This window comes from Winogradskyella sp. PC D3.3 (assembly GCF_054366245.1).
Genome location: NZ_CM135962.1, coordinates 3,584,693 through 3,609,476 on the forward strand (window position 1 = coordinate 3,584,693; position 24,784 = coordinate 3,609,476).

Annotated in this window: 19 protein-coding genes and 1 pseudogene; 16 read left to right on the forward strand and 4 right to left on the reverse strand. The window is 34.0% G+C overall.

All coding sequences use genetic code 11. The features are described from left to right. Window positions 1-52: 52 nt before the first annotated feature. Entirely contained in the window at window positions 53-577 is a 525-nt protein-coding gene (locus ACXGSQ_RS15880) for a hypothetical protein (protein ID WP_458627128.1), read from the reverse strand. Window positions 578-736: 159 nt separating this feature from the next. Here ACXGSQ_RS15880 and ACXGSQ_RS15885 point away from each other — a divergent pair, with 159 nt between their 5' ends. Further along, the gene (locus ACXGSQ_RS15885; protein WP_458627129.1) at window positions 737-1,087 is read left to right on the forward strand and encodes a hypothetical protein; all 351 of its coding nucleotides are present in this window, start codon (window positions 737-739) and stop codon (window positions 1,085-1,087) included. 118 nt (window positions 1,088-1,205) lie between these two features. Here the strand turns inward: ACXGSQ_RS15885 and ACXGSQ_RS15890 are convergent, their stop codons facing one another. Next, a complete protein-coding gene (locus ACXGSQ_RS15890) occupies window positions 1,206-1,967 on the reverse strand; it encodes an NYN domain-containing protein (protein WP_458627130.1) in 762 nt (253 codons plus the stop codon). A 495-nt stretch (window positions 1,968-2,462) separates the two neighbouring features. On the opposite strand from ACXGSQ_RS15890, the gene ACXGSQ_RS15895 reads away from it, so the two are divergent. Further along, on the forward strand, window positions 2,463-2,612 hold the full coding sequence (locus tag ACXGSQ_RS15895) for a hypothetical protein (protein ID WP_458627131.1): 150 nt from the start codon (window positions 2,463-2,465) through the stop codon (window positions 2,610-2,612). Window positions 2,613-2,742: 130 nt separating this feature from the next. On the opposite strand, the gene ACXGSQ_RS15900 is transcribed toward ACXGSQ_RS15895, so the two are convergent. Next, window positions 2,743-3,357: a fumarylacetoacetate hydrolase family protein gene (locus ACXGSQ_RS15900; protein ID WP_458627132.1), complete on the reverse strand. Its 615-nt coding sequence runs from the start codon at window positions 3,355-3,357 to the stop codon at window positions 2,743-2,745. 301 nt (window positions 3,358-3,658) lie between these two features. Between ACXGSQ_RS15900 and uvrA the strand changes: the two genes are divergently transcribed. From uvrA to ACXGSQ_RS15935, 7 genes and pseudogenes are all read left to right on the forward strand, one after another. Then, window positions 3,659-6,487: an excinuclease ABC subunit UvrA gene (gene uvrA / locus ACXGSQ_RS15905; protein ID WP_458627133.1), complete on the forward strand. Its 2,829-nt coding sequence runs from the start codon at window positions 3,659-3,661 to the stop codon at window positions 6,485-6,487. A gap of 517 nt (window positions 6,488-7,004) precedes the next feature. Beyond that, a complete protein-coding gene (locus tag ACXGSQ_RS15910; protein ID WP_458627134.1) occupies window positions 7,005-7,691 on the forward strand; it encodes an LOG family protein in 687 nt (228 codons plus the stop codon). A 29-nt stretch (window positions 7,692-7,720) separates the two neighbouring features. Next, window positions 7,721-8,992, forward strand: coding sequence for a T9SS type A sorting domain-containing protein (locus ACXGSQ_RS15915; protein WP_458627135.1), 1,272 nt, complete (start codon window positions 7,721-7,723; stop codon window positions 8,990-8,992). Continuing rightward, window positions 8,993-9,970: a gluzincin family metallopeptidase gene (locus ACXGSQ_RS15920; RefSeq protein WP_458627136.1), complete on the forward strand. Its 978-nt coding sequence runs from the start codon at window positions 8,993-8,995 to the stop codon at window positions 9,968-9,970. It abuts the gene before it with no gap. 98 nt (window positions 9,971-10,068) lie between these two features. Beyond that, a complete protein-coding gene (locus tag ACXGSQ_RS15925) occupies window positions 10,069-11,832 on the forward strand; it encodes a hypothetical protein (protein ID WP_458627137.1) in 1,764 nt (587 codons plus the stop codon). A gap of 154 nt (window positions 11,833-11,986) precedes the next feature. Then, a pseudogene (locus tag ACXGSQ_RS15930) lies at window positions 11,987-14,397 on the forward strand (alpha-ketoacid dehydrogenase subunit alpha/beta). Between the two features lie 114 nt (window positions 14,398-14,511). Beyond that, window positions 14,512-14,988: a hypothetical protein gene (locus tag ACXGSQ_RS15935; RefSeq protein ID WP_458627138.1), complete on the forward strand. Its 477-nt coding sequence runs from the start codon at window positions 14,512-14,514 to the stop codon at window positions 14,986-14,988. Here ACXGSQ_RS15935 and ACXGSQ_RS15940 read toward each other — a convergent pair. Further along, window positions 14,985-16,148: a THUMP domain-containing class I SAM-dependent RNA methyltransferase gene (locus tag ACXGSQ_RS15940; protein WP_458627139.1), complete on the reverse strand. Its 1,164-nt coding sequence runs from the start codon at window positions 16,146-16,148 to the stop codon at window positions 14,985-14,987. The genes ACXGSQ_RS15935 and ACXGSQ_RS15940 overlap by 4 nt on opposite strands. Window positions 16,149-16,337: 189 nt before the next feature. On the opposite strand from ACXGSQ_RS15940, the gene ACXGSQ_RS15945 reads away from it, so the two are divergent. The 7 genes from ACXGSQ_RS15945 (at window position 16,338) to ACXGSQ_RS15975 (ending at window position 24,713) form a co-directional block, all read left to right on the forward strand. Beyond that, complete coding sequence (locus ACXGSQ_RS15945) at window positions 16,338-17,069, forward strand: class I SAM-dependent methyltransferase (RefSeq protein ID WP_458627140.1); 732 nt, start codon at window positions 16,338-16,340, stop codon at window positions 17,067-17,069. A 5-nt stretch (window positions 17,070-17,074) separates the two neighbouring features. After that, entirely contained in the window at window positions 17,075-17,749 is a 675-nt protein-coding gene (locus ACXGSQ_RS15950) for a ZIP family metal transporter (protein ID WP_458627141.1), read from the forward strand. Next, the gene (locus tag ACXGSQ_RS15955) at window positions 17,750-18,178 is read left to right on the forward strand and encodes a DUF4268 domain-containing protein (protein WP_458627142.1); all 429 of its coding nucleotides are present in this window, start codon (window positions 17,750-17,752) and stop codon (window positions 18,176-18,178) included. Between the two features lie 175 nt (window positions 18,179-18,353). Then, a complete protein-coding gene (locus ACXGSQ_RS15960; protein WP_458627143.1) occupies window positions 18,354-18,767 on the forward strand; it encodes a hypothetical protein in 414 nt (137 codons plus the stop codon). Window positions 18,768-18,957: 190 nt separating this feature from the next. Beyond that, entirely contained in the window at window positions 18,958-20,007 is a 1,050-nt protein-coding gene (locus ACXGSQ_RS15965) for an efflux RND transporter periplasmic adaptor subunit (protein ID WP_458627144.1), read from the forward strand. Window positions 20,008-20,029: 22 nt separating this feature from the next. Further along, window positions 20,030-23,278 carry an efflux RND transporter permease subunit gene (locus ACXGSQ_RS15970; protein WP_458627145.1) on the forward strand — a complete coding sequence of 1,083 codons (3,249 nt, stop codon included), beginning with the start codon at window positions 20,030-20,032 and terminating at the stop codon, window positions 23,276-23,278. Further along, window positions 23,271-24,713, forward strand: coding sequence for a TolC family protein (locus ACXGSQ_RS15975; RefSeq protein ID WP_458627146.1), 1,443 nt, complete (start codon window positions 23,271-23,273; stop codon window positions 24,711-24,713). Before ACXGSQ_RS15970 ends, ACXGSQ_RS15975 begins: the two co-directional genes overlap by 8 nt. The last annotated feature ends 71 nt before the right edge of the window (window positions 24,714-24,784 follow it).

Sequence of the window (24,784 nt, forward strand, 5' to 3'; positions counted from 1 at the left end):
AAAATGAACGCTAAGAAAAAAGCATACAATGATATTACGATTCAACCTAAAACTATTTAGACCGTTGCCCAACAAACTGCTGTGACTTCAACTTAAACAACACATTAAAACTCGTTAAACTGCCATAGCTTCGTGTAATATATTGTTGTAAATCGATTTTTTCTTGTTCTTCTAAATTGCTTGAGTTAATCTTTTGCTCCATGACACGTAAGCGATCACGCACCATTGTAATTTTATGAAAAAAGGTATCTATGGGAACTTCGCTCGACTTTAAATTGGTATCACCAGGTTGCATAATTAATTTACCACCTTTCCACTTATCGGCAATCGTTACAACTTCAGAAGCATCTGACCATTTTTTTAATATAGACGTTAAACTACGTTCTACGTCATAAAAACTTACGGTATCAACCTCGTCTTCAGCAGCTTCAATGACTTCAAATTCAGAATCTAAATCAATAGTTTCTAGACCATTATCAATAAAGGTGACCCAATAATGTTTTGATGTTACATTTGTAATGACTCCTTTTCCAAATTCCGGGTGATTTATTCTCGATCCTATTCCTAATAATTTCATAGTGTTTTCTATATGCTTAAGGGTTAAAAAAACTAAAATAATAAAAAAACAATCTGAATTTAGAATGTATTTATAAATGTTAAGAATTAGTAAAAGTTATAAATCCGACTTAAACATCTTACTATTTTTACTACAAACACAATTTAAATCCAATCCACTATGAAAAACGTAATTTTCACTATTCTATGCTTTGCTTTCGTTTTAACAGCTTCTGCTAGTAACAACCCAAAAGTTGGGGATATTTTAACGATAAAAACACAATCTGTTCAAGGCTTTAATCATATTGATTTTCCTAAAGCAAATATTTTAATAAAACGCGGTGTAGTAACCGCTTATAAATCTGTAAATAATGAAACTGTCGTTATTGATAAAGTAGAAACAACAGATAACGGATCTACGACGATAATTCTTAAGAAAAAAGACGGTTCTAAATTCTTTGGATTTTTAAACAACGTTAAAGCCAATTATGTAAAAGCTATAAATTCTGGCGAACTTGTTTTAACGAAATAACAAGACATCCTTAATTAATGGATATAAAAAAAACTTAGCCTGTAATTTAGACTAAGTTTTTTTTATGTCTTTATTTCCCAATAACCATAGGCTAATAAGGATTATTTTATAACACAACCTATTTCTTCTTTCGCTTGGATTTGTCCTCATTAAGTTTTACATAAATTAACTTTGAACGCCCTCTAGAATCTTCACGGCGTTCAATTTCAAATGCAGGAATTGAATTAATTAAAGGTGTTAACTTCTGAAACCCATAATTACGAGAATCAAAATTAGGCTGTTTCTTTTGCAACAAACTCCCTACATCTCCTAAGAACGCCCAGCCATCATCATCGGCAACATCATCTATAGTAGACGCAATAAAATTAATCTCTTTTTGAGTGATGGTATCGTAGTCATTTTTTGGTGCTGTTGGTGCTGTACTAGATTCTGAAGGTCGCTCTTCACGTTGGTTTTTAAGAATCTCGATATAAATAAACTTATCACACGCCACAATAAATGGGTTTGGTGTTTTCTTTTCACCAATACCATAAACAGCCATACCTGCTTCGCGCAAACGCGTTGCTAAACGTGTAAAATCACTATCGCTAGAAACTAAACAAAAGCCATCTACTTTCTCGGAATATAAAATATCCATAGCATCTATAATCATTGCAGAATCTGTGGCATTCTTTCCTGTAGTATATCCGTATTGCTGTATAGGAGTTATGGCATTTTCTAATAAGACGTTTTTCCATTTAGATAAATTGGGTTTGGTCCAATCTCCATAAATACGCTTAATGGTAGGGTTACCATACTTCGCTATTTCTTCCATCATTTCTTTTACGTAAGCCGATGGAATGTTATCTCCATCTATTAATACTGCGAGTTTTATATCCATTGTTCTAATCTATTATTTTTATAATTTTAAAGATAATTGCTTTAAAGCAAAAAACCACTCTAAAAAGAATGGTTTTTATTAAATTTCACCTTCATAACTACGTTCTACTTGCCTTTTTAGCAATTTTATCGGCTTTCTTCTCTTTGGCCGTTTTAGTAGGTTCTTTTTTGACATTCTTTTTTGAATCTTGTGATTTCGACATAATAATCAGATGTTAAGATTTCTCTTTTTTATTTAATTAAATATAATGAAAAGGAATAACATTAATACACTTAAAAGGTACTTGTTTTAAGACAAGCAGTTAAATTACAATAACCATAAAACATTAATAACTAAATCCTAAAATCACAATTATACCCGCCATCATTTCACCAACAATAAAATCGCTTTATTTTTTCATTCTATTAGAAACTACATCTTTTTTTATTAACTTAGACTTACCAACACCCCTCCATTAATGAATTTTATAAAAAAATAGGCCCTTTAAATTTCTTTATGCTTGCCTTATGCGTTTTAATCATTTTGGTTGCTGAATACCTATTTTTAAGAGGTGATGAACTGCATGCCATCTTTATTGGACTTTGGGCACCAACACTTCTAGGAATTGTAATCTTTATAAAACAGATTTTCAATGGAGGCAAATGAAATTATATTCTCATTTTCAATATTCATATCTATATGTGTTATCATTTGGGCGGTTTTGTTAATTCGTGCATACGATAAAATCGATCGCGAGAATTAATAAATTCGATTAATCTAAAGCGCCTTACACTATTTAAAGCATCTTAAAATCTAAAAGCAATTCACTTTCAATTGAAGCTTGTAAGTGATCTCCCTTGTCTACTAATCCGGTACCACTTGCAGGTGTCCCTGTAAAAATAAGATCTCCTTCTTCTAAAGTCATAAAAGACGATACATATGCAATAATTTCAGCAAAACTATAAATCATTAAACCTGTTGTACCCACTTGTTTTTGTTCTCCGTTAATTTTCAGATCGAAATTTATAGTCTCTAAATCTGAAAACTCTGAAACCGGTTTAAATTTCGAAATCGGAGATGCTCCATCAAAACCTTTTGCCAAAGCCCAAGGCCCTTTATTTTCTCTACTAGCAGCTAATACATCTTTAGCTGTATAATCGATACCTATCGCAATTTCAGAAATATAAGACACTGCATCAGTAACAGCGATGTCCTTACCGCGTTTTCCTATTTTAACAACTAGCTCTACTTCATATGCCAATTGCTTTGTGATCTTCGGGAATTCAATATCTTTATTCCCCGTAACTAAACTAGATTCTGGTTTTGTAAATATAGTTTGAGCACCTGTTTTTAACGCGTTAATTTCAGAAATGTCATTAACGAAATTTTTACCAATCCCAATTATTTTCATAAGGGTTATAGATTTTATTTAAATTAGAATAAAGATAGGGAAAAGACAAGGATAATCGCATAAAAGGGGACGACTTCGCACTTAACATGAATTAACCATAACAACACCCAATACGTACAATCCTGTTAAGCATAAATAATAAGCGGTTTAGTACTCGTTTTTTATAAAGAGAAATCAATAATCCCCCCATTAACAACAAAGCCATAATTACAATTGTATATAATTAACCTTCACATATTTTAACATCTAAAATCCGTACCTTTGCAACTTTGCCAAAATAACAGAAGGATTTTCACTATATATGAGCCAATTCAACGATTCTATTGAAGTACAAGGAGCACGTGTTCACAATCTTAAAAACATCGACGTTAGCATTCCTAGAGATAAGCTAGTTGTAATTACGGGTCTATCTGGAAGTGGTAAGTCGTCCTTGGCTTTCGATACTATTTATGCCGAAGGACAACGTCGATATATTGAAACCTTTTCGGCATACGCACGCCAGTTTTTAGGGAGTTTAGAACGACCAGATGTTGATAAAATTGATGGACTTTCTCCTGTAATTGCCATTGAACAAAAAACAACGAGTAAATCTCCACGTTCTACAGTTGGCACCATAACTGAGATTTATGACTTTTTGCGCTTGTTGTATGCTAGAGCTGCAGATGCTTATAGCTACGAAACGGGAGAGCAAATGGTAAGCTATAATGATGAGCAAATTAAAGACCTCATCTTAGAATCATATAAAGGGAAACGCATTAACATCTTATCACCTGTCGTACGCTCTCGTAAAGGGCATTACCGCGAATTGTTTGAACAAATTGCCAAACAAGGTTTTGTTAAAGTTAGAACCGATGGTGAGATTGTGGATATCGAAAAGGGCCTGAAACTAGACCGATACAAAACCCACGATATCGAAATTGTTATAGACCGGTTAAAAATTGATGACACCGAAAACAATGAGAAACGTTTAATGGAAAGCATTAATACAGCTATGTATCATGGTGACGATGTATTAATGATTATTGATCAAGACACCAACGAACCGCGATTCTTTAGTCGAAATTTAATGTGTCCATCATCAGGTATTTCTTACCCTAACCCTGAACCAAATAATTTTTCTTTCAACTCTCCCAAAGGAGCTTGCCCTAACTGTAATGGTATAGGAGAACTGTATGTTGTCAATGACAAAAAACTAGTTCCAGACGAAACACTATCGATTAAAAATGGTGCCTTAGCTCCACATGGACCACAAAAGAAAAGTTGGATTTTTAAACAGTTTGAAACCATCGCGCAACGTTTCGAGTTTTCATTAAGCGATCCATGGAAAGCTATTCCCGAAGAAGCAAAACAAATTATTCTTCATGGAGGAAAAGACAAATTCACAGTAGAAAGCAAGCTTTTAGGAGTTACACGCGATTACAAAATAGACTTTGAAGGTGTGGCTAATTTTATCGAAAGTCAGTACAATTCAGACTCCACATCCTTAACACGCTGGGCAAAAGAATATATGGACAAAGTAGAATGTCCTGTTTGCGAAGGCTCACGTTTGCGCAAAGAATCACTTTACTTTAAAGTCGATGGTAAAAGTATTGCCGATTTGGTAAATATGGATGTTGTAGAATTAAGCGATTGGTTAGAAGGCTTACTAGACCGATTAACGAATAAGCAACAACAAATTTCGGCAGAAATCATAAAAGAAATAAGAAACAGGGTTCAGTTTTTACTCGATGTAGGACTCACCTATCTGAGCTTAAATCGAAGTTCTAAATCGTTATCTGGAGGAGAAGCACAACGTATACGACTAGCCACACAAATTGGCTCTCAATTAGTTGGTGTTCTCTATATTTTAGACGAACCAAGTATTGGATTACACCAACGCGATAACGAAAAACTTATTAATTCATTAATTTCTCTTAGAGATGTCGGTAACTCTGTCATCGTCGTAGAACACGATAAAGATATGATAGAACGCGCAGATCATGTTATTGATATTGGCCCTTTTGCAGGGAAGTATGGTGGCGAAATTATTAGCCAAGGAACACCAAAAGAATTATTAAATCAACACACCTTAACTGCAGCTTACCTCAATGGTGAAAAGGAAATTGAAATCCCTAAAACCAGACGAAAAGGCAATGGTAAAAAATTAATCCTTAAAGGCTGTACAGGTAATAATTTAAAGGATGTTGATGTAGAATTTCCTTTAGGAAAAATGATTGGGATCACAGGAGTTTCGGGAAGTGGGAAATCGACCTTAATCAATGAGACCCTCTACCCTATTCTCAATGCGCATTATTTTAATGGGGTAAAAATCCCGATGCCCTACAAAAGCATTAAAGGCTTAGAACATTTAGATAAAGTTATAGATATAAATCAATCGCCAATAGGACGTACTCCAAGAAGTAATCCTGCAACCTATACCAAAACGTTCGACGAAATAAGAAGTTTGTTTTCTAAAATTCCGGAAGCAATGATTCGCGGATACAAACCCGGACGCTTCAGTTTTAACGTAAAAGGAGGACGCTGCGAAACCTGTCAAGGCGGTGGATTACGAGTTATTGAAATGAATTTCTTACCAGATGTCTATGTTGAATGTGAAACCTGCCAAGGAAAACGTTTTAACAGAGAAACTTTAGAGATTCGCTACAAAGGCAAGTCTATTAGTGATGTCTTAAACATGACCATTGAAGAAGCTGTTGGGTTCTTTGAACATATTCCTAAAATCCATAGAAAACTCAAAACCATTAAAGATGTTGGTCTAGGTTATATCACATTAGGACAACAAAGCACCACACTCTCTGGAGGTGAAGCGCAACGTATAAAATTAGCAACAGAATTAAGCAAACGCGATACAGGAAACACCTTCTACATCTTAGACGAACCAACAACAGGTTTACATTTTGAAGATATTAGGATTCTTATGAAAGTGTTGAACAAGCTCGCAGACAAAGGCAATACCGTTTTAATTATAGAACATAACCTTGATGTTATAAAAACGGTAGATTACATCATAGATATTGGCTACGAAGGAGGAAAAGGTGGAGGTAATGTGGTTGCTAAAGGCACGCCTGAAGACATCATTAAGGACAAGAAAAGTTATACGGCTAAATTTTTGAAGAAGGAAATGGCATAACTGCAATACAGCTGTTCTCAATGACTAATGTTTCCACTTAAAAGTTGAATGATTACGGACTAAACTTAAGCTAAAACGAATTGATTCACGCCTATTATTAACGCTATTGATCTCAACATAGTAAAGCGATCATTTTAGTTTATAATTTGACTTCACTAACACAAAACTCTTAACACTATAAAAGGTATGCTTTGGCTTATAGCCGAATCTGCACCGTAGTTTGATTGCTTGGATTATTAGACATCACCCCTAACATAAGCACTAGAATCCTCATTCACAATTTATTAGTTATTACTATAGTTGTTATCTTATATCCTATAAGTTTCGAACAGAAACCCCATATAAATTCTAAATAAAGTAAATTTACAAACGTATCTAAATATCTAGGTACACTTATTTTTTTGGTGATTAAATACCTATTTCAATCAATTTAACTTAACTTTGAAAGTCTTAAAATTTAAACTAAGCCATAGTAACATATGGCTTTTATATTGTTATAACAAATTATATTAATCTTATGCGAAACGAAACAAATAGCAAACGTTGGAATGAAATAAAAACAAACGACTCTTGGGCGATTTTTAAAATCATGGGGGAGTTTGTAAATGGTTATGAAAAACTGAGCAAAATAGGGCCTTGTGTCTCTATTTTTGGATCAGCACGTACTAAACCAGATCATAAATATTATAAATTAGCTGAAGAAGTGGCTAATAAAATTGTTAATCAAGGCTACGGAGTAATTACAGGTGGTGGACCAGGGATTATGGAAGCTGGTAATAAAGGTGCACATATTGCCGGTGGAACTTCTGTTGGTTTAAATATAGAACTACCTTTTGAACAACATGATAACCCTTACATAGACTCAGATAAAAGCTTAGACTTTGATTACTTCTTTGTAAGAAAAGTAATGTTTGTAAAGTACTCTCAAGGTTTTGTAGTAATGCCTGGAGGTTTTGGAACTTTAGATGAACTTTTTGAAGCCATTACTTTAATCCAAACCCACAAGATAGAATCATTCCCAATCATTTTAGTTGGAAAGGAATTTTGGGGTGGCTTAATGGAATGGATTAAAACAACCCTAGTAGATGCTGGTAACATTAGCGCTAAAGATTTAGACCTAATTCATCTTGTAGATTCAGGTGATGAAGTTATTGAAATACTAAACGATTTTTATAAAGAATACGATCTTAGTCCTAATTTCTAAAAAAAAAACTTACTTTTCAATTCACTGCTATGAAAAAGAAATTTTTAAGTTTTTTTATAATACTACAATTCACTTTATTTAATGTTTCTGGACAAGAAACCGTTAAAGTGATGTTTTACAATTTGTTAAATTACCCCTTAGAAGATGCAGTCCCCAATCGCTTAGCGGACTTATCTTATATTCTATCGGACTATCAACCTGATTTATTTCTGGTATGTGAACTTAATAATATAGTTGGAGCTATAGATATTTTAAACACAACGCAATCGGTTATTGATTCCAATTTTGAAATGGCAAGCTTTGTAACCAACTCTTCTGATGACAACTACGGCAATCAAAATGATTTACAGAATTTGTTATTTTACAATAGCACAAAATTCAGTTTAGAAGAAGAAATTATTGTGCCTACTTATTTAAGAGACTTTAATGTGTATCGCATTCAATTGAAAACGGAAGATCAAAGCACTAATCCTGTAGAAGTCTACGTCATTGTTGGTCACTTAAAAGCTTCTAGCGGAACTGTTAATGCACAAAAACGAGCAGAAATGGTTATCGCTTTAGAGAACTACTTAAGTACGCTACCTTCAAATAGTAACGTGATACTGGGAGGTGATTTAAATATTTACACCGCTACTGAAGCTGCATTTCAAAATTTACTAAGCGATAGTAATTCTATTACATTTATAGATCCGCCAAACCGTGTTGGTAGTTGGCATAACAATTCTAATTATATAGATGTGTTTTCTCAATCCACGCGCACACAAACAGGCATGGGAGGCGCAACAGGCGGGCTTGACGATCGGTTTGATTTTATATTAACCTCAGAAAACATGGCAAGCACAGCTAATATCACATACGTGGCAGACTCTTACCAAGTCTATGGTAATAATGGCCTAATTTCATGTTGGAATGAATCAATTAATTCTTCAGAATGTGAAACCGAAGGTTCTCAATTTTCATATACATTAAGAAATCATTTACACAATTTTAGCGATCACCTTCCCGTTACATTATCATTAGAAACGGATGCGACATTTTTGAGTGTGCAAAATTTTAAATTTTCATCTAATTTTAGCTTAGAATCAACACTAATAAATGATAAATTAGTAGTCAATATTAATTCAATAGAATTACAACAGAAAACATTGATTATCTATAACAATTTAGGGCAACAGGTAAAAACCTTTCATATGAATTCTAATACAAAGCAATCTCTTGATGTTTCTGACTTACAAGATGGCTTGTACTTTATTAATATATCTCATAGTAATTCTAACCCTTTAAAATTTATAATTATCTAATTGAACAAACATCTCATTATAACAGTCCTTTTAATCGCAATTGGCTACACCACTGCAGCTCAAAATACTATGGCTATTAAGGCCGAAGTTCATGTAGAAACAAATACTATTACCGTAGCGCAAACCATAGTTTATAAGAACGACACTGACGATGTTCTTAAAACAATCTACCTCAATGATTGGAACAATAGTTATTCAACAAAATCCACACCTTTAGCCAAACGTTTTGAAGAAGAATTTAGCACTAAATTCCATTTAGCTAAAAACGAGCAACGTGGTTTTACAGTCGTGACATCCATTAAAGATGACAATGAAAATCTTTTAGAAAACGATCGTCTAAAAGCGCATCCAGACGTTATAAAAGTGGATTTACAAAATCCTTTACAACCTGGAGAATCCTATACACTACACCTCAACTATCAACTTTTAATACCTGATGCAACGTTTACCAATTATGGCGTTTCTAAGACAAAAGATTTTGATTTAAAATATTGGTATATTACGCCAGCTGTTTATGATGGCACATGGCATTACTACAGTAATAAAAATTTAGATGATTTATTTATCCCTAAAACCAATATAACCCTGAGTATTACTTATCCTCGAAATTATAAAGTCACTTCTGAACTCGATTTTAATGCCACCTCAGTTAATGCAGAAACCAATACACAAACTACAATTTTAAGTGGAAACGATCGAATAGACACCTTTTTATCACTTCAGAAATTTCCAGATTATAATTTTGTTCAAACAGATGACTTTATTTTAATTTCTAACATCAAAGAAAAAGGTCTTCCATATCCAGCGAAAGCCTTAATAACAGACAAGATTACAAGATATCTTTCAAAGCATCTTGGTAAGTATCCTCACAAACAATTATTAGTAACGTCTATTGATTACCAAAAGGACCCATTGTACGGACTTAATCAATTACCTTCTTTTTTTGTCCTTTTCCAGAAGATTTCCAATATGAATTAAAACTTCTTAAAACAGCATTAAAAAAGTATATCGATAATGTACTCTTACTAAATCCAAGAAAAGAACATTGGCTAAGTGAGGGACTTCAAGTCTATTATTTGATTAACTATGTTGAAGAAAATTATCCAGACATGAAACTGTTGGGGACTTTAGCCGATGTTTGGGGAATTAGAGCTTTTCACGCTTCAGATTTAGATTTTAATTTTCAATATTTCCTGTATTCCATGGAAATTGCCCGAAAAAACAGAGACCAACCTCTAAGCACGTCTAAAGATTCCTTAACAAAATTCAACACCAATATTGCTGGTAAATATAAAGCAGGTGTTGGACTTAATTACTTAGATCAGTTTACAGACGACATTGACTTATCGAAACATATCACCGAATTTATAACAAGCCATCAATTACAACCAGTTACTATTGCCGATTTTGAAAGCTATATGAGTTCGAAAACCACTAAAGATATTAGTTGGTTTTTCAACGATTACGTAAAGACTAGAAAGAAAATCGATTTTAAAATTACCTCTGTTGAAACCTTAGAAGATTCTTTAAAATTAACCATAAAAAATAAGCGTAAGAATACAATGCCTATTTCAGTTTTTAAGTTAAAAAATGATTCTGTTATAGGACAACTATGGGTAGAACATATAGAAGGCAATAAAACCATAACCTTGCCAAAAGACAGTACTGAAAAGTTTGTTTTAGATTACGATAATGTAGTTCCGGAATTTAACCAACGTGACAATTACAAAGCTGTTAACGGGTCTTTCTTAAAGAATAAACCCTTACAATTTCGTTTATTTAAAGATATAGAAGACCCTAATTACAATCAAATTTTCTTTATGCCTCTGGTTGAGTTCAATAACATTTATGATGGACTAACACTTGGGACTAAAGTCTACAATAAAACCATACTAAGAAAACGTTTAAACTATCGGTTTTCACCGCAGTACGCCACAAAATCAAGAGCACTCACAGGTTCCACCTCTATCTTTTACACTCATAATATAGAAGATAAAAACCTTTTTGATATTACTTATGGTATCTCAGCAGGGTATCAATCGTTTGCAAGAGATGCTTTTTTTACACGAATAAGACCTTCTGTATCATTTACCTTTAGAGATGATTCTAATTTTAGATCGAATCAAACCGATCAAATTACAGCTAGATATGTCAGTATAAAAAGAGAACTTGGTAAAGATGCTGTCGTTATTTTAGACGAACCCGATTATGGTGTTTTTAATTTAAGGTATACCCATTCTGAACCTGGTATAATTAATTATTCAAAATTATTTACTGATATACAGATTGCAGATAAATTCAGTAAAATTACCTTAAATTATGAATTTAGAAAACTCACGCAAAATAACCGAAATATCAATTTCAGATTTTTTGCTGGCTTTTTCTTAGATAACCAATTAGATCCAAACTCAAATTATTTTAGTTTCGCTTTAGATCGTCCTACAGATTACTTATTTGACTTAAACTATTTAGGACGTTCAGAAGATTCTGGCCTTTTCAGTCAACAAATTATAATTGCAGAAGGAGGCTTTAAATCTAAATTAGCCACCCCTTTTGCAAATCAATGGATGACTACCGCTAATTTTAGCACCTCTATCTGGAGATATATTCAAGCTTATGGTGACGCTGGTTTAGTAAAAAACAAATTTAGTAATGTCAAATTTGTCTACGACTCAGGCATACGCCTCAACCTCGTAGAAGACTATTTTGAAATTTACTTTCCTATTTATTCTAATCTTGGATGGGAAATTGGGCAACCCAATTACGACCAATCCATTCGTTTTATGTTTACCGTAGACCCACAAGTGTTATTGGGCCTTTTTAGACGAAAATGGTATTAACAAATTCTTACTGAAAAGTTAAAATTATTAAATATTTTAGAGCATTCTCACCAATATACGTATTACATTGCGAATATCGCAACATTATAACGCTCCCTGCTATTGCATAAAATTTTAAAATTTTGTACTTTCGCAAGACATAAATAGTGCCTATATGAAGACGAATCCCAATACCAAAACAGAAATTACTTTTAAAGATTTTAAAACAGAAGTTTTAAACGATTACAAATTGGCTGTAACTAGCCGAGAATGTAGTTTGCTTGGTCGTAGGGAAGTTTTAACAGGAAAAGCTAAGTTCGGTATTTTTGGTGATGGAAAAGAAATTCCACAAATCGCTTGGGCTAAAGCGTTTAGAAATGGCGATTTTAGATCTGGATATTACAGAGATCAAACTTTTATGATGGCTATTGGTGAATTAACCATAGAGCAGTTTTTTGCAGGGTTGTATGCCAATACTGATATTAAAGAAGAACCAATGTCTGCTGGTCGCCAAATGGGTGGTCATTTTGCTACACACAGTTTAGACGAAAATGGACAATGGAAAAACCTTACAGAACAAAAAAATTCTAGTCCAGATATTTCTCCAACGGCAGGGCAAATGCCTAGACTTTTAGGCCTAGCACAAGCGTCTAAAATCTATAGAGAAGTTGAAGGTATTGATACCACAAAGTTTTCTAAAGAAGGAAGTGAAATTGCATGGGAACCATCGGTAATGCCAGCACAAGTGAAGGCTTATTTTTTGAAACCATAAATGCTGCAGGTGTTTTACAAGTACCTATGGTGATTAGTATTTGGGATGACAATTACGGAATCTCAGTACATGCTAGACATCAAACAACAAAAGAGAATATTTCTGAAATATTAAAAGGCTTCCAACGTAATGAAGATGAAAAAGGTTATGAAATCTTTAGAGTTGACGGTTGGAATTATCCAGAATTAATGGATACCTATCAACGTGCTGCTAAGATTTCTAGAAACGAGCATGTCCCTGTGATGATTCACGTTCAAGAATTAACGCAACCACAAGGTCACTCTACCTCTGGATCTCATGAACGCTACAAAAATCAAGAGCGCTTAAAATGGGAAGCTGAATACGATTGTAATGTACAAATGCGTCGTTGGATTATTGAAAACAATATTGCTTCTGACGAGGAATTAACAGCTATTGAACGTACAATTAAGAAAGCGGTTAGAGAAGGTAAAAAAGCAGCTTGGGAGGCTTGTATAAATCCAATTATAGCTGAACGCAAAGAAGCCCTTAGCTTGCTAGAAAAACTAGCAGCAACAAGCGCTAACGGAGTCTTTATTACTAAATTAAAAAATGAATTAGAAGGTTTTGACGAACCTCTAAGACGAAACATTCTTACTGCAACCAGAAAAGCATTGCGTTATGTGGTTTCAGAAACATCTCCAGAAAAAGAGGCGCTTCAAAACTGGATTACAAATTATATTGAAACCATTCAGCCTAAATACAGTTCGCATTTATATAGTGAATCAAAACAAAGTGCTTTAAACCAATCCGAAGTCTTACCGACTTATGATGCCAATTCGGAAGAGGTCGATGGACGTGTTGTATTAAGAGAAAATTTTGATGCAATATTTAGCAACTATCCAGAGGCTTTAATTTTTGGTGAAGATGCTGGTTATATTGGAGATGTTAATCAAGGGTTAGAAGGGCTTCAAGAGAAGCATGGCGCTCTAAGAGTTGCAGATACTGGCATTAGAGAAGCGACTATTATCGGACAAGGTATCGGAATGGCTATGCGAGGCTTAAGACCTATTGCTGAGATTCAATATTTAGACTATATTATGTATGCGCTTCAAATCATGAGTGATGATTTAGCTACAGTTCAATACAGAACTAAGGGGCGCCAAAAAGCTCCTTTAATTGTAAGAACGCGTGGTCACAGATTAGAAGGGATTTGGCATTCTGGCTCTCAAATGGGAGGTATTTTAAACTTAATTAGAGGGATACATGTTTTAGTTCCTCGAAATATGACCAAAGCAGCAGGTTTTTATAACACTTTACTAGAAAGTGACGAACCAGCATTAGTCGTTGAGTGCTTAAATGGTTACCGATTAAAAGAAAAGCTTCCAAATAACATTGGAAAATTTAAAACTCCTATTGGTGTTGTAGAAACCATTAGAGAAGGTAGTGATATCACATTAGTATCTTATGGTTCGACTTTGCGTTTGGTTGAAAAAGCAGCAAAAGAGCTTCAAGTGGTTGGTATTGATGCCGAAATTATTGACGTACAATCATTATTACCATTTGATCTTAATCACGACATTGTAAAAAGTATAGCCAAAACGAACCGCGTTATGGTTATTGATGAAGATGTTTCTGGTGGAGCTTCTGCTTATATCTTAAATGAAATTTTAAACACACAAAATGCATTTCAGTATTTAGATAGTGTGCCAAAAACCTTAGCTGCAAAATCACACCGACCGGCTTACGGTACTGATGGCGATTATTTTTCAAAACCATCAACTGAAGATATATTTGAAGCTATCTATGACGTTATGCACGAATTGAGTCCGGCAGATTATCCCAAATTGAGATAGTAAGTCTTATCCTAAAAAAAATAAAGAAGCAGTTAATTATCTTATATAATTAACTGCTTTTAGTTTTACATTGGTTTCATATACCACTACAACGAAAAGTCTTAAATTTATAGCATGAAGATTGAATCTATAGTTACTATAAAAAAAGAACTCAAACACCTTTCTCAAGAGGAGCTTTTAGAGCTGTGTTTACGCTTAGGCAAATTCAAAAAAGAAAATAAGGCGCTACTCACCTATCTATTATTTGAATCTCACGATGAAGATGGTTATATCGTTAGTGTAAAAGCAAGTTTAGACGACCTTTTTAAAGGCATTAATACCGATAGCTATTTCTATATGAAGAAAACGATTAGAAAAATTCTCAGAGAGATTCGTGTCTATAGCCGCTATTCTTTAAAGAAAACGACTGAAGTGGAGCTCCTACTCTATTTCTGTGAACAGATGAACGAACTAAAACCTTCTATTCATAGAAATACCACACTAAGTAATCTTTATGAACGCCAGGTGCTTTCTATTAAGAAAAAAATTAAAGTGTTGCATGAAGATTTACAGTATGATTATAATTTACAATTAGAAGCCTTAGAACACTAGTTATCTTGTTTCTTAGCCTTCTTACTACCTTCATACATTTCGTACTTTACCAAACGCGCTTCAAGTTTAGCATTAAAAACTTTTATTTTTCTTGAAGGTCTTAAACCTACAGATTTTAAAGCTTCCAAATTAGACGTAATTAACCAAGCATCAGTGTTAGGATAACCATGTTTTAAAGTTGAACCAATATTTCCGTAGAATTCTTCAACATTCAAATTTTCTAAACGTTCACCATAAGGAGGATTAAACACCATATGTAATTTTTCATGTCCAGATTTTTGGGTTTTAAAGAAATCTTCATGCTGAATATGTACAAATTCATCTAAATGCGCATTCTTTATATTCTCTTTGGCTTTTACAACTGCCGAAGGGGATTTGTCATATCCCATTATTTTATGATGAAAATCGCGTGTTTTCTTTAATAACGATTCTTCAATTTTTTCAAACAAATCAACATCCCAATCAGTCCAACGCTCAAAAGCAAATTCTTTTCGCATTAAATTTGGAGGAATGTTACATGCAATCATCGCAGCTTCTGCCAACATGGTTCCACTACCACACATCGGATCCATAAAATCGGTTTGTCCGTCCCAGCCACTCATCATAATTAAGCCAGCAGCTAAAACTTCATTTATTGGCGCAATATTCGTTGCTGTTTTGTAACCGCGTCGGTGCAACGATTCTCCAGAAGTATCCAAAGAAATCGTACACCGTTGACGATCTATATGCACATTAATTTTTAAATCCGGAAAACGCAAATCTACATCAGGGCGAGTCCCATCAATATCCCTAAAACGATCTACAATAGCATCCTTTGTCTTTAAAGCGGTGTACTGCGAGTGTGTAAACACACTATTGTGTACCGTTGCATCAACAGCCAAAGACCCCGTCGATTTCAAATACGTTTCCCATTTCATGTTCTTTACATTTTTGTAAAGATCTTCTTCTCTTGTGACTCTAAAAGAATGAATTGGTTTTAGAATTTTTATCGCTGTTCTAAGTCCAAGATTAGCTTTATACATAAAACCTTTATCACCTTCAAAACTAACGTTTCGCACTCCTTTCTCCACTTTCATGGCACCAAGTTGGGTGAGCTCTTTTGCTAAAATATCTTCGAAGCCAAATAAAGTTTTGGCTAACATCTTGTAATTATTGTCCATAAGTTCCGTCAAATAGATTGCAAAAATACGCTATTTTTGCAGTATGTAATCCTAAAAATTCACTTAGGATTCGTCATGACAAAACTTTAGTTTTTAAAGCAGCGTAAATCTTGTTATTTAGATTTGTCGCTTTGCTTATAATGAAATCGAATAATTATTAATTAGATTCTTGCACTCGTAAGAAAAGATATGACTAAACCAACTAAACAATGGTATGCATCGTGGTTTGATACACCTTACTACCATATTTTATACAAAGACAGAGATTATACCGAAGCGCAAACCTTTATGGATAATCTAACCAACTACCTCAATCTTCCTGAACATGGCAAAATTTTAGATTTAGCTTGTGGAAAAGGAAGGCATTCTGTGTATTTAAATTCATTAGGCTATAATGTGACAGGAGCAGATTTATCTGAACAAAGCATAACGTATGCTAAACAATTTGAAAATGAAACGCTAAACTTTAAGGTTCACGATATGAGTCAACCGTATCCTGAGAGATTTGACGCTGTTTTTAATCTCTTTACCAGCTTTGGCTATTTTGAAGATGAAAATTGTAATCTTGAAACCATTAAATCAATTAAATTAGAATTAAATGAATTTGGGTTTGGTGTTATTGATTTTATGAACACCAATTATATCATTGACAATTTAATTGACGAAGACATAAAAACAGTTGAAGGTATTGATTTTCATCAAAAGCGATCTGTAAAAGATGGTTATATTATAAAAGATATTAGTTTTGAAGCTGATGGAAAACACTTTGAATTTCAAGAACGTGTAAAAGCATTTACCCTTCAAGATTTTGAATCATTGTTTGAGAAAGCTGGAGTTTATTTATTAGATGTTTTTGGAGATTATAAATTACATAAATACCATGCTAAAACATCAGAACGCATGATTATGATTTTTAAATAAACGACATGAATAGTTATTTTTTACCGTTACTGGGAGTCGTTATAGGTGTTATTATTGCTTTATTAACTAAAAAACAAAAGTCAATTTACACCAAATTGCTATTATCCTTTAGTGGAGCGTTTTTATTAGCATTAACCCTTTTTGATTTATTACCAGAAGTCTACCATCACATTGATGCTAAACTCACGGGCTTGTATATAATGTGTGGTATTTTGCTACAAATCATTTTAGAATTCTTTTCTAAAGGAGCTGAACATGGCCATGTACATATACATAAAGACGACACTGAATTTCCGTGGCTACTTTTTATCAGTCTATGTATTCATAGTTTTTTAGAAGGTTTTCCTATTCATCAGCATAATGATATGGTTTATGGTATTTTAATTCACAAAATCCCAATCGCCATATTAATCACAGCGTTTTTATTAAAATCGAGCTACAGTAAAACACAGATCATAAGTTTCTTAGTCTTTTTTGCTGCAATGACTCCGTTGGGCACCTTTATTTCAAACCACTCAACTTTTATGGCCACCTACGTTGATGTTATTAATGCCGTTGTTATAGGTATCTTTTTACATATTTCTACAACTATATTATTTGAATCTGGTGAAGGCCATAAGTTTAATTTAAGTAAACTAATCGCTATCTGTTTAGGAATATTAATTGCTTATTTTATATAAATGTTTTCAAAAGAAGAATCAAGATTGTTACGACAAGAATTCTGGATCAGTTTCGGAAAATCATTTCCTAGAAAATGGCTCTTGTACGATACTAAAATAAAAGGGTTTTCGTTCAAGTTTCATTTCGACACCAAGTCTGCTTTAATTGCTTTAGACATTGAAGATGACTTAGAGAATCGCATTAAATACTGGGAAAAGCTAATATCCTTAAAAAGTATTTTACAGAATGATTTTATACCAGAAATAATTTTTGAAGAAGAATACATACTAGACAATGGCAAGGAAATTTCACGGATTTATTTACCATTAGAACAAAAAGTGTCTATCCATAACAAAAATACATGGAGAGAGGTCATGGAGTTTTTTAATAAAAACATGAATTTACTTGAAGCTTTTTTTTATGAGTATAGTGATATTATAAAGAGTTAGTCTATCAATTCAATTTCTTAAAAACTAGACAAAAAACCTTGTTATTCCTCAAAAAATAACAATTTAAAATATTAATATTTTTTGTTTTTTAAGAAAATTTTATCATTACATTATTAAAATTAGAACGGTCTCTTTTTGGTAATTAAAATCTAATAACATAGTTTTGAATCCCGAAATGAAAAAGACTTTCAATAAATACCTATTTCTAATATTTGTTATATTACTAAGCACATTTGCTAGCTTACAAGCTAATGAAGCTTTTAGTAATTCAACAAACACAATCACCACTCATCATCGCAGTATAATCTATAGCTATACTAAGCGATTAAATGATGCCGTTTTCACTCCTCAGCATAAAGATTCCAACGACAGAAAAGGAGTTGAAATTATTGAAAGTAATAAGGTAGAAGACGAAGAAGCTACTACTCAGAAACAGTATTATAAACACTGCCTAGAAACAGCTTTTATTAATGCAATGTTATTTGAACAGTCTTCTAAGCAGCTACAAAAAAACATATATCGTCCACAAAACGCTATTCATGAACCTAGTCTTAGACTTCATGTACAATTCCAAGTTTTTATAATTTGATAACCACTAGAGCAGACAAATAATCTCAAACCGTCTGTTCTTTCTAATTTAAGCATTTAGAGTTTCGACCGAAACTCTAAAAATGTCATGTCCTTTTATCAAGGGCTCTGACCAAATAATTATATCATTTTATAAAATCATTTTACAAGTGAACACCATTAAGAAAATAACAATTTTCACAGGCCTATCTATGTTTATATTTCTGGCTAGTTGTGAAGAACACAAGGAAGAAAAACACGAAGAATCAACATTTCTCGTTACCAACCCTATAAAAAAAGACACCACCATAATTAAGGATTATGTGAGTCAAATCCACTCAATTAGACACATCGAACTAAGAGCTTTAGAAAAAGGGTATTTAAAAAACATCTCTGTAGATGAAGGGCAACACGTAAAGAAAGGCGAACAGTTATTTCAGATAATGCCTAACATTTATCAAGCAGAACTCAATAAGGCTAAAGCCGAATCTAAAGTCGCGCAAATAGAACTCGCAAACACCCAATTACTAGCCAATGGTAATGTAGTATCGCCTAATGAATTGGCCATGGCGAAAGCTAATTTAGAGAAAGCCAATGCCGAAGTCTCTTTAGCACAATCGCATTTAGGTTTTACCAGTATCAAAGCTCCTTTTAATGGAATCATTAACCATTTGGAAGCTAGAGAAGGTAGTCTTTTAGATGAAGGAGAACTACTCACAACACTATCAGATAATAGCCAAATGTGGGTGTATTTTAACGTACCAGAAGCAGAATACCTTGACTATATTACAAGCGATGCTAAAAAGAACAATACAAGTGTTGAACTTCTAATGGCAAACAATAAGCGTTTTAATCAAAAAGGTATTGTTCAGACTATTGAAGGAGAATTTGATAGCGAGACCGGAAATATCGCCTTTAGAGCAACATTCCCTAATCCTGATGGGATTTTAAGACATGGTGAAACAGGAAGTGTTTTAATGACCATCCCTTTTAAAGATGTTGTTATTGTACCACAAAAAGCCACGTTTGAAATCTTAGACAAAACCTATGTTTTTGTTGTTGACAAGAACCATGTTGTACACCAAAGAGAAATCACTATTGGTGCAGAATTACCTCATCTATTTATTGTAGAAAAAGGTGTATCGGAAAATGAAACCATACTACTTGAAGGAATAAAAAAGGTAAGAGATCAAGAAGAGATTCATACAAAGACTGTAGATCCTGTTACGGTATTATCTAATCTCGAACTTTACGCTGAGTAAATCAAACTAATCTACACAAATTATGTTTAAAAAATTTATAAAAAGACCCGTCTTGGCTATTGTCATTTCGGTGATCATTATATTTATAGGTGGCTTAGCTATAAAGCAACTACCAATATCTCAATTTCCGCAAATTGCCCCAACCACAGTCAATATTTTTATTGCGTATCCAGGATCAAGTGCCGATGTATTGGTAAATTCAACATTAATTCCACTAGAAACGGCCATTAATGGTGTTCAAGATATGCGTTATATCGCTTCTGATGCCACAAGTGCAGGTGAAGGCACCTTACGTGTTATTTTTGAACCTGGTACAGACCCCAATGAAGCCGTTGTTAGAGTAAAAACGAGAGTCGATCAAGTGATGCCTTTACTTCCTGAGTTAGTACAACGTGAAGGAGTTATTATTACTCCGGTACAACCCAGTATGTTAATGTACGTTAACCTATCAAGTGAGAACAAAGCTAACGACGAAAAGTTTCTCTACAATTATGCCTACACCAAAATAATCCCTGAAATACAGCGTATTAAAGGTATTGCAAGTGCTAAAATTTTAGGAAGTCGAAAATTCGCCATGCGAGTGTGGTTAAAACCAGATCGCATGCGTGCATATAATATTTCTGCCGAAGAAGTCTTAGAAGCTATGGAAGACCAAAGTATTTTGGCACGACCTGGGCGTTTGGGACGAAGTTCGGGTAAAACAGCCCAATCCCTAGAATATGTATTAACCTACCAAAATCGATACAACGAACCCGAGCAATATGAAAAGATTATTATAAAAGCCAATAAAGAAGGGCAAGTGGTTACCCTTGCTGATATTGCGGATGTGAAATTAGGAAGTGAATTTTTTGATATTTATTCAAATTTAGATGGAAACCCATCAGCTTCTATTGTATTAAAACAAACTTTTGGTAGTAATGGTAGTGATGTTATTGACGCTGTAAAAGAAAAACTAGCAGAGCTTGAAGTCGATTTACCACCTGGAGTCGATTTTCAAATCAGTTATGATGTTTCTAATTTCTTAGATGCTTCTATTGAACAAGTAATACACACCCTAAGAGATGCTTTTATTCTTGTTGCCATTGTAGTATTCTTATTTTTAGGAGATTGGCGTTCAACCTTAATTCCTATTATTGCGGTTCCTGTTTCTTTAATTGGTGCCTTTTTTGTAATGCAACTATTTGGGTTATCCATTAACCTTATTACGCTTTTTGCCTTAGTACTAGCTATTGGTATTGTCGTTGATAACGCCATTGTAGTGGTTGAAGCCGTCCATGTAAAAATGCACGAAGAACATCTCACACCCTACAAAGCGTCGTATGAAGTTTTAGGTGAAATTGGAGGTGCCATTGTAGCCATTACTTTGGTAATGGTTTCTGTATTTATCCCTATTTCGTTTATGACTGGTCCTGTTGGGGTGTTCTACCGCCAATTTTCAATTACCATGGCTGGCTCAATCGTTATTTCTGCCATTGTTGCCCTAACTTTAACGCCGGTACTTTGTGCAATGCTACTCAAAAATAATCATGGCAAGAAACGCAAATCACCATTAGATAAATTTATTGATTGGTTTAACGGTGGTTTTGAAAAACTAACAGGAAGCTATGTTAAGATTTTAAATAAAATAGTAGCACGACGTTTTATAACCTTTGGACTATTAGCTGCTTTCTGTGCCGGAATTTTCTTTACAAATAAAGTGTTGCCTGCAGGGTTTATTCCTAATGAAGACCAAGGCATGATTTATGCCATAATTCAAACACCTCCAGGTGCCACTTTAGAGCGTACCAATGAAGTTGCTAAAAAACTTCAAAAAATAAGTGAAGACACAGAAGGCGTAGAATCCGTAACCTCTTTAGCAGGTTATGAAATTATGACCGAAGGGCGTGGATATAACGCAGGAACCTGTTTAATTAACCTAAAACCTTGGGGAGAACGTGAGCACTCCGTTCACGAAATCATGGAAGAACTGGAAGAAAAAACGAAAGACCTAGGTGCCGTCATAGAATACTTTGAACCACCTGCTGTACCTGGCTTTGGATCTTCTGGTGGATTTGCGATGCGTTTATTAGATAAAACAAACTCTACAGATTATCATCACTTTGAAAGTGTAAATAATGATTTTATGAAAGCCTTATCTGAACGCGAAGAGCTAACTGGATTATTTACATTCTATTCTGCAAATTACCCACAATATGAGTTAAAAATAAATAACAAAATTGCCATGCAAAAAGGGGTTACCATTGGTACAGCTATGGAAAACCTCAACATTTTAATTGGTAGTACTTATGAGCAAGGGTTTATTCGCTTTGGTCGCTTCTTTAAAGTGTACACGCAAGCAGCACCAGAATACAGACGTTTACCTACAGATCTTGAAAAATTATTTGTAAAAAATGAAGAAGGTGAAATGGTTCCTTATTCTGCTTTTATGAGTATTGAAAAGAAGCTTGGCCCTAATGAGATTACGCGTTACAATCTTTACAATTCGGCATCTATTAGAGGCTTGCCTGCTCCTGGTTTCACAAGTGATGACGCTATTAAAGCTATAAAAGAAGTTGCTGCCACACAATTACCAAGAGGTTATGACATTGCTTGGGAAGGTTTAAGTTTTGACGAAGCCCAAAGAGGTAATGAATCTATTTACATTTTTATAGTTGTACTCATATTCGTCTACTTTGTATTAGCAGCACAATATGAAAGCTTCCTTTTACCTTTTGCTGTTATTTTATCCTTGCCAGTCGGTGTATTTGGCTCGTTTATTTTACTTAAAGCCATGGGATTAGCCAATGATGTTTACGCTCAAATTGGAGTCATTATGCTCGTTGGATTACTCGGTAAAAATGCCGTATTAATCGTAGAGTTTGCCGTCCAAAAACGCAGGCAAGGTGCTTCAATTTTAGATGCCGCTATAGAAGGATCTAGAGCACGTTTTAGACCTATCTTAATGACGTCCTTTGCCTTTATTGCTGGATTAATACCATTAGTTATGGCTTCTGGAGCTGGAGCGATTGGTAATAGAACCATTGGTGGCTCTGCCTTAGGAGGCATGCTTATTGGTACACTTGGTGGAGTTTTAATTATCCCAGGCCTGTATTACATTTTTGCAAAAATAGCTGATGGCAAAAGTCTAATTAAAGACGAAGCTAGTGAGCCTATTTCAGAAGAAATGATGCGCGTTAGTGAAACCAAAAATCAAAGTGCAACCAATGCTGAAAAAATTAGCAAACTCACAAAACTATTGAAAAAACTTCGTAAAAATAAAAACGATGAATAAGATAAAATCGATTAGAAAATTACAGCTCATTGGTGTGCTCACCTTACTATTACTTTGTTCTTGTGTGCCTACACAAAAGGCTGTAAGAGAAGCCAACCTAACAGTACCAAAGCACTATCAAGATAAAATCACAGATTCAACAAATAGTGCGACAATACAATGGAAAACATTCTTTTCAGATCCAAAGTTAGTTGCACTAATTGACACCGCACTAGCCAATAACCAGGAGCTTAATATTATGCTACAGCACATTGCTATGGCTAATAATGAGGTAAAAGTTAGAAAAGGGGAATATTTACCTTTTGTAAATGTTTATGCAGGTGCAGAAGTTGAAAAAGTTGGTGAATACACTAGAAACGGAGCTGTAGAACAGCATCTAGATGTTCGTGAAAATGAAGAATTCCCAGAACCTTTAACCGATTTTTCCGTTGGTTTGGATGTTTCATGGGAACTCGATGTATGGAAAAAACTACGCAATGGGAAAAAAGCGGCTGTTTTAGAATATCTAAGTACTGTTGAAGGGAAGAATTTTATGGTCACTACTATTGTTTCTGAAATTGCCAATTCCTATTACGAACTTTTAGCTTTAGACAATCAATTAAACATAATTGAACAGAATTTAGAGCTTCAAAAAAATGCTTTAGAAATGGTAAAACTGCAAAAGCAAGCTGCGAGAGCTACGCAATTAGCAGTGAGACGTTTTGAAGCAGAAGTCTTTAAAAATCAAAGTAATAAATTTGAAATTCGTCAAAAAATTGTAGAAACCGAAAATAAGATTAATTTTCTTTTAGGCCGTTATCCTCAAAAAATTGATAGAGATGCCGCCGACTTTATTAATCGTCCAATAGATGGTATTAAAGCAGGTATCCCTGCGCAATTGTTAGCCAATAGACCTGATATTAAACAAGCAGAATATGAATTAGAGGCTTCAAAATTGAATGTAAAAATCGCCAAGGCTAACTTCTACCCTTCTATTGGTATTAAAGCAGGTATAGGCTTACAAGCCTTTAAAACAAAGTACCTCACTAGTACACCTGAATCGCTTTTATACTCTTTAGTTGGAGATGTGGTAAGTCCTTTAATCAACAGAAATGCGATTAAAGCAGAATATAGTAATGCTAACAGCAGACAACTACAAGCCGTTTTCGAGTATGAAAAAGCGATTTTAAACGGTTATATTGAAGTCGCTAATACGCTTTCTAATATCAATAATTTAAAGGAGAACTATGAATTAAAAGAAAAGCAAGTACAGGCTATGACAGAAGCTATTGACCTTTCTATTCAACTCTTCAAATCTGCTAGAGCAGAATACACAGAAGTGTTATTAACACAAAGAGAGGCCTTAGATTCTAAAATTGAAATTATAGAAACGAAAAGAGACCAATTCTTGGCCAATGTAAAAATTTATCAAGCCTTAGGTGGTGGTTGGAATTAGTTGAAACCTGCCCCAAGTCTGAAAGCCATTTTACAATACTGTAGAATGGCTTTCTTTTTTTAATGATATTC

Coding starts and splice junctions, on each gene's coding strand:
- ACXGSQ_RS15910 (WP_458627134.1), top strand. CDS start 7,005: ATGCGAAACGAAACAAATAGCAAACGTTGGAATGAAATAAAAACAAAC.
- ACXGSQ_RS15900 (WP_458627132.1), bottom strand. CDS start 3,357: ATGAAAATAATTGGGATTGGTAAAAATTTCGTTAATGACATTTCTGAA.
- uvrA (WP_458627133.1), top strand. CDS start 3,659: ATGAGCCAATTCAACGATTCTATTGAAGTACAAGGAGCACGTGTTCAC.
- ACXGSQ_RS15950 (WP_458627141.1), top strand. CDS start 17,075: ATGAATAGTTATTTTTTACCGTTACTGGGAGTCGTTATAGGTGTTATT.
- ACXGSQ_RS15935 (WP_458627138.1), top strand. CDS start 14,512: ATGAAGATTGAATCTATAGTTACTATAAAAAAAGAACTCAAACACCTT.
- ACXGSQ_RS15885 (WP_458627129.1), top strand. CDS start 737: ATGAAAAACGTAATTTTCACTATTCTATGCTTTGCTTTCGTTTTAACA.
- ACXGSQ_RS15970 (WP_458627145.1), top strand. CDS start 20,030: ATGTTTAAAAAATTTATAAAAAGACCCGTCTTGGCTATTGTCATTTCG.
- ACXGSQ_RS15895 (WP_458627131.1), top strand. CDS start 2,463: ATGCTTGCCTTATGCGTTTTAATCATTTTGGTTGCTGAATACCTATTT.
- ACXGSQ_RS15975 (WP_458627146.1), top strand. CDS start 23,271: ATGAATAAGATAAAATCGATTAGAAAATTACAGCTCATTGGTGTGCTC.
- ACXGSQ_RS15945 (WP_458627140.1), top strand. CDS start 16,338: ATGACTAAACCAACTAAACAATGGTATGCATCGTGGTTTGATACACCT.
- ACXGSQ_RS15890 (WP_458627130.1), bottom strand. CDS start 1,967: ATGGATATAAAACTCGCAGTATTAATAGATGGAGATAACATTCCATCG.
- ACXGSQ_RS15880 (WP_458627128.1), bottom strand. CDS start 577: ATGAAATTATTAGGAATAGGATCGAGAATAAATCACCCGGAATTTGGA.
- ACXGSQ_RS15915 (WP_458627135.1), top strand. CDS start 7,721: ATGAAAAAGAAATTTTTAAGTTTTTTTATAATACTACAATTCACTTTA.
- ACXGSQ_RS15940 (WP_458627139.1), bottom strand. CDS start 16,148: ATGGACAATAATTACAAGATGTTAGCCAAAACTTTATTTGGCTTCGAA.
- ACXGSQ_RS15960 (WP_458627143.1), top strand. CDS start 18,354: ATGAAAAAGACTTTCAATAAATACCTATTTCTAATATTTGTTATATTA.
- ACXGSQ_RS15955 (WP_458627142.1), top strand. CDS start 17,750: ATGTTTTCAAAAGAAGAATCAAGATTGTTACGACAAGAATTCTGGATC.
- ACXGSQ_RS15965 (WP_458627144.1), top strand. CDS start 18,958: ATGTTTATATTTCTGGCTAGTTGTGAAGAACACAAGGAAGAAAAACAC.